The following is an 11,358-nucleotide window of genomic DNA, read 5'->3' as shown; positions in this document are numbered from 1 at the left end:
CCCAAGCTCCGCGCACAGATCTCTTATTTGTACATAACCTGTTGCTTCGGACAAAATCGAGTCGAGCTCTTTGCCGTTTACGGTAACCTTTTTCCCCGTCCAATCAATCTTCGCTCCGAGCGCTTCACCAAGCAGCCTTGCCGGTACCCAAGTTGTACCCTTGAGCAAGTAGCCATCTGAAATAACCTCTCCCTTGTACAAAACGACAACAAGCTCTGCATCCTTCAGCTTCTCTGGCTTAGGCAGCGGCGTGCTGCCTAAAACATCATATTTTTTCAACCCATACTGCGAAATAATGGCTTTTAATTTGGCTGGATAAGCCGGATCTGTCGCATAGCCGCATGCGTACAGCATGTCAGCTTGCTGTTCTGGCGTCACTGCCTTGCGAACACGCTCATAACGCGAAGTAGCCAGCAGCAAATCCAAATCCTTATAAAAATGATAGACGCTCTCATAGGCTCGGAAAGCAGCGCGAGTACTCTCGCTTCGGCCATCGACGACCTCCCATGTTCCTTTAACGACCGCTTCTCCGTGCCAATATGCATTCGTCTGTCCACTGCCCACCTTGATACCGCCTAAGTTGTACCACGGGTGAATAACACCGCCGGTTTCGAGTACATTTTGCGCTAAACGTACGGATGGAAACATCGTTGATCCTTCTCGCCTTATTCTTATAACCGTCGGAGCTAATTGTTCAATAAATTGTTGTTTCGTCAGCTGTGCCATCGTCTGTCTCCTTTCTACTGTCCACTTTGGCTTGCCATCTATTGCCTTGTCCTTATCTTTGTATGCTGTGAAAGCGCAAGTGGCAATGGACAAAGTGGTATGAAAGGTCGACTCTACCACTATGTTTTTTTGCATTTTAAATATAAAAGGGCCGCATCCTCAGATTGTTCATTCTGATGGAGCGGCCTTTTCTGTATGAATTGAATACTATAGGAGTCCATAAAAGCGGCGCGTATTGGCTAGCATTATTTCCGCAACCTGCACAGCTGGCAGCTGCTTTATATTCGCAATATGCTTTGCTGCATCTGCAGCCATTGCAGGCCGCGTCTGCTGACCCGCATAGATTTCCTCGAACGGCCATGGCCCATCCGTTTCCACCATCAGCAGCTCAATGGGATACTCCCTTACAAGCTGCTGTATTTCTGCCTCGTAAGCGACGTCTGGCGTTATCGACACCAAGTAGCCGCTTGCCACCATTCGGCGGATAACCTCAGCATCACCCTTGAACCAATGAAAATGCGCTCTGCGAACACCATGCCGCTCCAATATGTCGCAAGCTTTGCCGGCGTCCTCATATACTGCATGCAATACAATCGGACGATCAAGTTCGTTGGCCAGCGCAGCAAACCGATCCAGCAGCTGCAGGTATGGATTCTCATCAAAAACGATATTTCCCCCAGCTTGCTGCGCTTCTGTTCGCGTATAATACGGCAGCCCTACTTCGCCAATTGCAAACCGTTCCCCTGCTTCATGACGCAAACGAATCCAATCGAATAGCTCATCAAGCTCCTTATCGGCTGGTATGGGCTGTTCTGGGTGGAAACCATAAGCAGGGTGCACACGCCCTGCGTAACGCAGGGCAATGTCACGGTTCACAATAGACGATTCCAAATGCATAGATACGGCAATCACAGCTGCTACACCTTCTGCGAACGCACGCTCTAGAAGCTCATCACGCTGCTCTGCTTCATACAAATCAATATGAATATGCGCGTCTATGCATGTGCCTTCCTGCTGAGGAGATTCCGAGTACAATTGCCCTTCGCGCGGATCATTGCTTGTTTGTATCGCCATCTATACGTTTCCTTCCTTCGCACCCGTCTTAAGCAGATCATAAATGCGCTGCTTCATCGCATAAAACCGTGGGTCTGTCCATAAAGACTCATGACGCGGACGCTCGAATGGCACTTGAAATTCCTCCAGCACCACTGCCGGCGATGGTGACAGCACAATAATCCGATCCGATAGAAACAAAGCCTCTTCAATACTATGGGTAACGAGCAGCACCGATCTTCGATTCAGCTCCCAGATCGACATAAGCCACTGCTGCATTTGCTGCCGCGTCAAGGCGTCCAGTGCGCCAAACGGTTCATCCAGCAGCATGAGATTCTGCGGAGCAAGCAGTGCCCGGAGGAAAGAAACCCGCTGCTGCATTCCTCCAGAGAGCACATGCGGATAAGAATCCGCATATTCCTGCAGCCCGATTCGCTCGAGCCATTCCTTTGTCCTCGCCTTCGCGAGTTTTTTATCAACGCCAGAGATCGTAAGAGACAACTCTATATTGCCGGCAACGGTTTGCCATGGAAGCAGCGACGATTGCTGCGGCATATAGGAAATATGTCCGCGTTCGCCCGTCGTTTGCTTGCCATCGATCCAAATTTCGCCTTCCGTAGGACGTTCCAAACCGCCGATAATTTGAAACAAGGTTGTTTTACCGCTGCCGGACGGCCCTACAATCGATACGAACTCCCCATCTGCTATTGAAATGGATAACCCGCCAAGCACTTCTTTGCTCATCTGTCCTTTGCCAAACTTCATTCGAATATTTTGCGTTTGAAGCGTCACTGAATGATGCTCAGCACGATTGACCACTGTCAGCTCACCTCTTTCTCAGGGCGCCAACGTATGACAAGACGCTCCGCTAACGTTACTAAACCAAATAAAGTCAAGCTCAGCGCAACGATGATGGCAACTGCCGCAAATACACGATCTGGCATAAAACCTTTGGACGAAATAAGCATAAATGAGCCAAGACCCTTGTTTGTACCAAGCCATTCGGCAACAACCGCACTTAACACACTATATGAAGCCGCAATCTTCAAGCCGGAAAATAAATGAACAATCGCATGAGGAAGCTCTAGTTTCCAAAACAGCTGCCATTTGCGAATACCGATCATTTGCAAATAGTTGCGAAGCTGTGCATCGGTATTCATAAGCCCGCTCAGCATGGCAACCGTGATGGGGAAAAAACATACCATGATGACCAGCAGCGCCTTTGGCAGCATGCCATAGCCTAGCAGCATCGTCAAAATTGGAGCAATCGCTATGATGGGTACGTTTTGCGACAGCACGAGCAGTGGATATACCGCCGATCGAACGCCAGGAATTAAATGCAGCAAAGCGGCGAGCATTAAGCCCAACGCCGATCCTCCCACAAATCCGAGCAGCATGATTTTCACCGTCGCTCCCGTATGCATCATTAACCTTGGCCAAATTTGGATGGCCTCTTGTACAATTGAAATTGGTGATGGAAACTCCCATTGTTGAAATAATCCAAGCCATGCAGCTGCCTGCCAGCAGACGAGCAGCACGATCAGTAGGGCTGCTGGCTGCCATATTTTCGACCAAATCGATTTCTTATTGCCCATCTGGATATTTCTCCAGCAGCCTGCCCATGGAAGCGCCGTTTGCCGGATTGTAGTAAATTTTAATTTGTGAAATAACGGACGGGCAGCCCAYCTCCGCCATCGCCTCGCTCATCGACTGCACGACGCTGAGCAGATGGCTCAGCTCACCCTCCATCGTCGTTTCAAGCGGTGCTACACGATAAGGAACACCTGCCGCTTTAATGATTTCAATTGCACGATCCACGTAAGGAATAACACTTTCGCCGCCTGGCGTTGTCGGTAATATTTGAATACTTACTAATGCGTTTGCCATTTGATTTCCTTCTTTCTCATCGTTGTAAGTGAGAGCGGGCTTTCCCGCCCTCCGTATGTTCGAATAGCTTATTGTGGTAAAAATTCGTTCGTAAATGCATTCTCCGCTTCAAGCTCCTTCTCCAGCAGCTTGTGCTCAAACATCCATGCCGCATAGTTTTCCCATACGCTTAGCTTCTGTTCGCCCCAGCGCGGTGCGTCATCCTGATATTTCGAGCTTAACCATTTTTGGCTGGCGCGCACAAGCTCCGCATTCAAATCCGGCTCTGCTTTTATTAAAATTTCTGCTGCATCCTCCGCATTGCTGATCGCGTATTGGTAGCCTTTAGATACGGCAGCTGTAAACGCTTTGACTGTTTCCGGTTTATTCATAATCAAATCTTCGTTCGTCACGATTACCGGCGTATAATAATCCAGTTTGTCGCTGTAGTCTGTTAAATAAACCATATTGATCTTCTCGCCGCGCAGCTCTGCTTCCACGCCAGTCCATGCATAGTAAATCCATGCAAAGTCAATATCGCGTTTCACCGCCGTAAAGAAGTCGCTGTCGCCGATGCTCATGATGTTTACTTTGCTCACATCTGCGCCCTTCTCCTGCATAATCGATTGAATGACCGCCTCCTCAACAGGAGCGCCCCAGCCGCCATACGTTTTGCCTTCAAATTTCTCAGGTGAATCGATTCCCTTTGCAAGCGGTGAAGCAAAACCTGAGGTATTGTGCTGAATGACAGCGGCGATCGATACGAGCGGCACGCCTGCAATTCTCGCCATCGTGACAGACTCCTGATAACTTACGCCAAACTGCACATTGCCCGAAGCGACCATTTGATCGGCACCGCTTTGTCCTGGTTGAATAATTTCAACGTCCAGTCCTTGCTCCTTAAAAAAACCTTTATCTCTAGCTACATAAAGTCCGGTATGATTCGTATTTGGTGTCCAGTCGAGTACAACCTGCACCTTCTCTAGCGGCTTGTCCGCTGTTCCCTCTTGCTCTTTCGGCTGTTCGCCCTTGTTCCCAGCGCCACCGCCGCAGCCTGCCAGCGCCAATACGAACACAAGCATCGCGGCCACGATTTTCCACGACAAATGCCCTGTTTTTTTCTGATTCATGATGTTGTTCCCCTCTCCATGCTTCGATTCTTATAGGCGACGACTCCTCGTAGTATCCGGTTCCATGGCTGCATCATTCTAATCGCAACAAAAAAAAGCGTCCCCCTAATCCGGAGGACGCCATATCATTGGCTGTGCAGCTGTTTATACAGCAAATGCTTGATCAATTTGATCTCGCCTGCTTGCTAAACAGAGCTTCTGTCCCTACGCTGGCATTATCCAGATCAGGTTTAACGGGTCGGAATTGTATAGATAATCCCCTCTCAGCCGGCCTAACCAGCTCCCCGGAACATATTCGGTTTCGTCAATACCATTCATTGTATAGCAAAACCCGCATTTAATGCTAGTTTTTTTTGAAAATGATTATCATCAAGCCACGATACTCATCCTCTTACTATATACGGCAGCCAGAACGTGCAGCTCCTGCACCAGCTGTCATTGCCCTAAATCAACATGCTCATCCAGCCATTCAACCTTTGCTTCTTCAGCGGCCTTCGAACTTTCTAAGTCTGCCTTTCCTTTGGTCTCTGCTGCTGGAGCAAGGCGTCCATATACGAGCAAATAAGCGGCTGTCAGCTCTTTTGACATCTCTTCAGACGTTAGCTGCTCTAACAGATGGATGTATTCTAGCTGCTCCTGCGGTTTATTATCCGCACGTGTAATCTTCACATAGGTAAAACCGGCCTGCAAATAAAGCTGGCTAACTTGTTCTGCTGAGTACTGTGATGCCGCTTGATGCTGTGCTTGTGCATTAGCAGGATCTAAATATTGCCGAATATTGTTGAAATAATAGCGATTGGCAAAGCACCCGACTAGCCAGCCGCCAGGCTTTAGAAGACGAACTAGATTTTTCATGGCTTGCGGTGTCCCGTATGCATGAGCATCTCCGATTACGATGCCGTCAAGACCTTCAGCAGGCAGCCTCCAATCCTTCGGATCGTTCGAGCGGAATACGGTAATTCCCGAAGCTTCTGCTACTCTAGCCGCCAGCTCATTACGCTCAACTCCGTACCATATTGCGGATGGGAATTGCTTCTTCATATGCAAAATCGTAGCTCCGCACCCGCAGCCTATTTCCATAATCGAGCAATTCTCGCGTCTGTACTCATGCGATTCCCGCTCAATTACGGTGCTAAAATCCATTCTAATATACGTTGCATCACCAGGGTCAAAGCCCCATTTGGACATAAAAACAATGGCATTTTTTCTGAAATTTTGTACATATTGTTCTGGCTCTGAGCTAAAGGAGATGCTCCCGTAATGATGAATAAACGTATCGCCGCACAGCATCAGCTTATATCCCGCCAGCCGGAGCCGCAGGCTATAATCATCATCTTCAAAGTTGCCGATACCGAAGATCTCGTCGAGCGATCCCGTTTTCTCCCATGCTTCTCTCCGCAGCAAAAGGCAGTAGCCGACCAGCTTCACGCGCTCCTCCCATTTTGTTCTGTCAGGGTTGGCATGCAGTGCCGAAGCAAACAGCTCCATTTCATCTATCGTCGTATAGGTGACCGGGATCGTCGTCCAGTAGGAAGCCGAATTCGTAACGGGGCTGACCGCCCCGATTCGTTCATCACTAAATAAGCAGCGCTTGAGACCGTCAAGCCAGCTTGGCGTTACGATTGTATCGTTATTTAGCAGCATCAGAAGATCGCCCGAGGCCGCGGCCAATCCTTGGTTGCAGCCCTTAGGAAAGCCAGCATTGCAGCCATTGTCGATTACGATGATATCGCTCTCGCTTTTAGCCCATTTTACTGTATCATCCGTCGAACCATTATCTACAATAATCAGCTCATAGCTGCCTCTCTGCGTATGTCTCCGAATACTCTCCACACATTGCTTCGTGTATTCAAGCTTATTATAGGTAACGAGAATAATGCTTGTCATGCAGCTATTGGCATCGCTCACGCGTATCCTCCTCAAGCAAGCATAAACGGCTCACTTACCCATAAAATATGTCAGCCTATCCGCTTGGGTGAGCACTGTGCGCAACTTTCAATCATGCAGCCTTTTTGTATTTCTTGCGTATTCCAACGGCTAGCATAAGCAGCGGCAGCACAATTTGGAACAACGGCGCAATCTTCAGCGTAACATCAAGTCCAATCCAAATATGGGAAGTATTATTTGCTTCGATAAACGACGCCCCATAAATAATGAGACCAATGGGCAGCACACAATATCGGTAGGCAATACCAGTGATCATATTGAACATGAATACCGATGCCATGTATAGCGCAGTCATTTTGACATATAGACCGATGAACAGAAGCAAGGTTACAAGCACATCAAGCCTCTCCAATATATTAGCAAGCCTAATTAACTGCACAACCTCAAGCAGCGGCAGTGCTGTAAGCGAGGACAGCTCCGGCCCTAATAYGCATAGCGTAATGATATTCATTAGAATTAGAAATAAGGATACGCCAATATAGGCCTTGTAAGTGACTGGCCCAATCCCTTTCTTCTCGCTCACGTGCTTCCAAAAAACGAAAAAAATAACCATTTGCCCAAATGGAAAAGATACTAAATCTGGAAAGGCCGCCTTCACGACAGGCCCAATCCCGTGTTCAAAAACGGGAAGCAAATGTGCTATTTTGGGCAACCTGGCAACAAACAGGAGCAAAATAATAAAAGCATAGCTGAGCGCTGCAATCGGAAATAGAAGCTGTACGACACGGACAAATACTTCCACTCCCTTGCTGACGGTATAAGCGGCGGCGCTGATAATCAGCAGCATAACAATCCATTTCGGCGTAAAGGTCAGCAGCGCCGTCATCGTAAGCTCTCCGACGTCCCGTACGTTGCGCATCGATTCATAAGCAAACCATAACGCGTGAAGTGTGCCTACAAAGCCGCCGATCCATTTTCCGAAGTGTATAACATAAAGCTCAGCAAGCTCCGAATTTGGGGAGCGCTTCTGCACCTGGACGTATATAACGATAAGCAGCAGACCAGCAATCGCAGCAAGCGTCATCGCCAGCCAAGCATCCTGCTTCGCCTGTATGCCGAGCTCGAACAAAGGGGTGCTGCCTATCAAAAAAACGATGATCAAAATCGAAAGCTGGTTTTTGCCAATCTGCTGCATAGGGTCTCCTTTCTGCTTATGTTATTGGTGGTTCTTTTCCTGCGCCTTCTTAAATCCACTTCCGCTAAGACCAGTTGAATTCAAATTCACCTTAACTTTCATCTTTACTTCGATGTTCGAAAACTGCTCCGACCAGCTGCCCGACGTTTTTAACCATTGCTTTGGATATTTATTGTGAATGATCGTTCCGAAGCCGATTACATCTGCTTTATGCTTACTAACAGCGCTCCAGCCTTTTTGCATAATTGCGGCAATCTCGTCCTCAATCCGTTTTTGTATCTTCTCTATTTCTTTCGGATTCATGAGATCACCCTCGCAATTGTACTCCATCAGCGTTCCAGTCGCCTTTACGTTCAAATCCATCAGCCAATTGCCATCTGAAGATTTAGGAGTCTGCGTTGTATCCGAATGTGTGATGCGAATAGATGAGTTTTTCGGCTCGTTCTTGTCCGCTGAGCATGCGAATGAAACCGTCGTTTTTTTTACTTGATTTGCAAGCCACATCACGCCTTGACTTTCTTCGTTGTTGATCCAGCCTACCAGCTTGTCACCTTCAATAAGGCCCAGTTCAAACAATCTGACCTTTKAAGGTGTACTGGTGTACGCAAGCTGCCCGGCATTGTCCACACTTTCTTTCGTACCGGACACAATTAATCCGGGTATGCCAGTAGCCCTTGTCGTTCCCAGCAAATCCAGCAGTACTTTATGAATGGTCATTTGACGGAAGGCTGAGCTGTTCATCTCTTCATTATTGATCATGCGCTGTATGGCTGCGCCTGGAATTTTCTCAAGCGGAATCAATTGTTCGAGCATCCGGCGCGCGCTTCCCTTTGACAAGAAAACGCTCACCGTCTCGCGGGAATCATGATTGCGCAAATAGGTGTCTAGAAGTGGTCCCAGTCCTTTGCGCGCAGCAGCCTGACCGATAATGACAATTTGATTATGTGCGAAATAGAGGCGCCGCGACGTCTCCTGGCTTGCTTTGCTGACCGCGCTTCTGAAGCTTTCCCCTTGCGTGGAAAAAACATGGACCGCCGCTGTGCTGTTGCTCGCGCTTTGACTGGAAATGGCTTCCGGTATGACCACTTGATACGACAACACCCATTTCCCATCCTTCCAATCAACGCCGGTAGCAGAAACAATCGCAATATCATTCAGCTCTATGCGATTCCAGCAGCCCGTTGCCAGCAAACAAATGAGCATCGGCAGCAGCAGCCTCCATTTTTTCATGGCAGGTTCCCCCTTTCATTACGCCTTATCGGAATGACGCTGTGCCTGCGGTTTTTTTCCGTTCGGCCGCCGCCTTGGATTACGCAGATTCAAATCTAGAGGTCGAAGCACGACCGCCCACCATGGCAGCCTGACGAACACGTCTCGCCATGGTCCTTGCTTTGTAGGACCTGGTGCCAGCGGAGACATATATGGCACTCCGAACGAGCGCAGCGATACCAAATGGATCAGCATAAACAATACAGAAATGAAAATGCCGAAAAACCCAAAAATACCGGCCATAATCATAAAGATAAAACGAATAATGCGAGATGTGGCCGCCATGTTGAATTCCGGCATTACAAAATTGGAAATCGCCGTAAAGGATACGATGATCACCATACCCGCTGACACGATGCCCGCCTGAACAGCCGACTGGCCGAGTACGAGAGCGCCCACGATAGATATGGCGGGCCCAATCGCCCGCGGCATTCGTAATCCTGCTTCTCGCAGCACCTCGAAAGTGACCTCCATCAACAGCGCCTCAACCAGTCCAGGGAACGGAATCCCTTCTCGCTGCGCCGCTAGACTAATGAGCAGCGTTGTCGGAAGCATCTCCTGATGAAAGGTTGTAACTGCGATATACAAGGCAGGCAGCAGAATGGACACGATATATGAACCGTAACGGATGAGACGAACGAAGGATGCAATATCATATCGTTGATAATAATCCTCTGGCGATTGAAAAAACGAAAAAAATGTAGTCGGGGCCATTAAGACCATAGGCGAGCCGTCTATCATTACCGCTACTCTTCCCTCCAGCAGCGCTGCTGCCACGGAGTCCGGCCTCTCTGTATTTGAAAGCGTTGGAAACAGCGTGAACGTATCATCTTGAATAAACTCTTCCACGTATCCGCTCTCCAGCACACCGTCAATGTCAATGGCCGCCAGTCTGCGGTAAACCTCCTTAACGATCCCTTCATCTGCTATTCCATGCAAATACATAACAGCTACGTTCGTATGCGTTTGCTGACCGATCTTGTGCACCTGCACATGAAGGTCAGAGGAACGTATTATGCGCCTGACCAAGCTGATGTTCGTTTGAATATTTTCTACAAAAGCATGCTGCGGACCACGAATCACGGTCTGTGTCTGAGGAATCGTAACACTGCGCTGTTCGCCGCCGTTCACATCCGCCGTCAGCGCTTCCGCGCTGCCATCCGCCATAATGACACATAATCCGTCCGTCATATATTGGAGTGCATACTCCAATGTGTCCACACTCTGTACCGAGCCGATTGAAACGACGCAGCTGCGAAGCGCTTCCAGCAGCTTGCTTCCCTTCACATGAGTATGCTGCGGCAGCCTCATTGACATTAACGGCTCCATGACACTCTCATTAATGATTTGCGAGTTCACGATTCCATCCACATAAATAATGGCAATCTCACGTTCTGGAGCCGCATCGCTGCGAAACATTCGGATTACGATATCCGTGCTGTTGCCGAAGCAATCGCGAATGGTTTTGACATTCGCATGCAGCGACGGACTAAACGGCGTTAGCCTACCTGTGTTTTGTTTGTTCATAACGGCACCCTTCGTTTCCATGTTGCTTCTATTTTGGCGCATTATGGATGTAAATATGTACTGTCCTATTTGTGATTGGTTTTCGTGCTGCTCCGCGTATAGCATTCGTACGCCTAATTGGACTGCGAAGCTGTTCCCAACCAAACCTTGTCAATAATAACCACAAATAACCTCTAGTATAAGAACGTGCGTTCTGTATATAATAAGAACAAACGTTCTTGTTATGGAGGAGATGCATCATGACAACGGAAAAATGGTTCAGCCTAGTCGGTTGTGTCGTAGATGTGATTTATATGAGCAAAAAAGGCAAGTTTACGAAACGAAGGATTCGTGTCCTATCTGTAAGAGACGGTTATGTCAGAGCCTTTTGTATAGACTCCGGCGCACAGCGCGTCTTTCTTGCGGCAAATGTTTTAGCAGCAGAGCTGGTGAGCCGAAATGTCTCTTAACAAAGTCATTATGCTTGCGGATTGCCAATCGTTTTATGCATCGGTGGAGAAGGCGGAACATCCCGAGTATCGCCATCTGCCGGTTGCTGTTGCGGGCGACCCCGAACGCCGCTCCGGCATCATTCTGGCTGCTTGCCCGATCGCCAAGTCATTTGGAGTAACGACTGCTGAGCGGCTGGGCGACTCGCTGGCGAAATGCCCGGATTTAATTATCATCAAACCGCGCATGCAGCTGTATATCGATGTTTCCATTATG

General features: G+C 48.6%; 12 protein-coding genes and 1 riboswitch. Of the genes, 2 read left to right on the top strand and 10 right to left on the bottom strand.

The window, feature by feature from the left end; all coding sequences use genetic code 11:
• From AC1DSE_RS20855 to AC1DSE_RS20810, 10 genes are all read right to left on the bottom strand, one after another.
• A partial coding sequence (locus tag AC1DSE_RS20855) for a glucosaminidase domain-containing protein (RefSeq protein ID WP_477528126.1) occupies positions 1–726 on the bottom strand: 726 nt, incomplete at its 3' end.
• A gap of 207 nt (positions 727–933) precedes the next feature.
• Complete coding sequence (locus AC1DSE_RS20850; RefSeq protein WP_477511454.1) at positions 934–1,800, bottom strand: TatD family hydrolase; 867 nt, start codon at positions 1,798–1,800, stop codon at positions 934–936.
• Positions 1,801–2,598: an ABC transporter ATP-binding protein gene (locus tag AC1DSE_RS20845; RefSeq protein ID WP_339208855.1), complete on the bottom strand. Its 798-nt coding sequence runs from the start codon at positions 2,596–2,598 to the stop codon at positions 1,801–1,803. It lies immediately after the preceding gene.
• A 2-nt stretch (positions 2,599–2,600) separates the two neighbouring features.
• Positions 2,601–3,374 carry an ABC transporter permease gene (locus tag AC1DSE_RS20840; protein ID WP_477511455.1) on the bottom strand — a complete coding sequence of 258 codons (774 nt, stop codon included), beginning with the start codon at positions 3,372–3,374 and terminating at the stop codon, positions 2,601–2,603.
• The gene (locus tag AC1DSE_RS20835; RefSeq protein ID WP_477528125.1) at positions 3,364–3,666 is read right to left on the bottom strand and encodes a thiamine-binding protein; all 303 of its coding nucleotides are present in this window, start codon (positions 3,664–3,666) and stop codon (positions 3,364–3,366) included. The genes AC1DSE_RS20840 and AC1DSE_RS20835 overlap by 11 nt, the downstream gene beginning before the upstream one ends.
• A 68-nt stretch (positions 3,667–3,734) precedes the next feature.
• Complete coding sequence (locus tag AC1DSE_RS20830) at positions 3,735–4,775, bottom strand: ABC transporter substrate-binding protein (RefSeq protein WP_477511456.1); 1,041 nt, start codon at positions 4,773–4,775, stop codon at positions 3,735–3,737.
• Between the two features lie 184 nt (positions 4,776–4,959).
• Positions 4,960–5,072, bottom strand: a riboswitch (TPP riboswitch).
• A gap of 138 nt (positions 5,073–5,210) precedes the next feature.
• On the bottom strand, positions 5,211–6,683 hold the full coding sequence (locus AC1DSE_RS20825) for a glycosyltransferase (protein WP_477511457.1): 1,473 nt from the start codon (positions 6,681–6,683) through the stop codon (positions 5,211–5,213).
• A gap of 91 nt (positions 6,684–6,774) precedes the next feature.
• Positions 6,775–7,857 carry a GerAB/ArcD/ProY family transporter gene (locus AC1DSE_RS20820; RefSeq protein ID WP_477528124.1) on the bottom strand — a complete coding sequence of 361 codons (1,083 nt, stop codon included), beginning with the start codon at positions 7,855–7,857 and terminating at the stop codon, positions 6,775–6,777.
• Between the two features lie 21 nt (positions 7,858–7,878).
• Complete coding sequence (locus AC1DSE_RS20815; RefSeq protein WP_477528123.1) at positions 7,879–9,087, bottom strand: Ger(x)C family spore germination protein; 1,209 nt, start codon at positions 9,085–9,087, stop codon at positions 7,879–7,881.
• Between the two features lie 18 nt (positions 9,088–9,105).
• On the bottom strand, positions 9,106–10,653 hold the full coding sequence (locus tag AC1DSE_RS20810; protein WP_477511460.1) for a spore germination protein: 1,548 nt from the start codon (positions 10,651–10,653) through the stop codon (positions 9,106–9,108).
• A 239-nt stretch (positions 10,654–10,892) separates the two neighbouring features.
• On the opposite strand from AC1DSE_RS20810, the gene AC1DSE_RS20805 reads away from it, so the two are divergent.
• Together AC1DSE_RS20805 and AC1DSE_RS20800 are read left to right on the top strand one after the other, a co-directional pair.
• Positions 10,893–11,102: a hypothetical protein gene (locus AC1DSE_RS20805; RefSeq protein WP_477511461.1), complete on the top strand. Its 210-nt coding sequence runs from the start codon at positions 10,893–10,895 to the stop codon at positions 11,100–11,102.
• A partial coding sequence (locus AC1DSE_RS20800) for a Y-family DNA polymerase (protein WP_477528122.1) occupies positions 11,092–11,358 on the top strand: 267 nt, incomplete at its 3' end. The genes AC1DSE_RS20805 and AC1DSE_RS20800, both read left to right, overlap by 11 nt.

The sequence above is a fragment of the Paenibacillus sp. 01L418 genome, assembly GCF_056400045.1.
The sequence above is the reverse complement of the archived record's forward strand: the minus strand, read 5'-3'. Positions and strand labels throughout refer to the sequence as shown.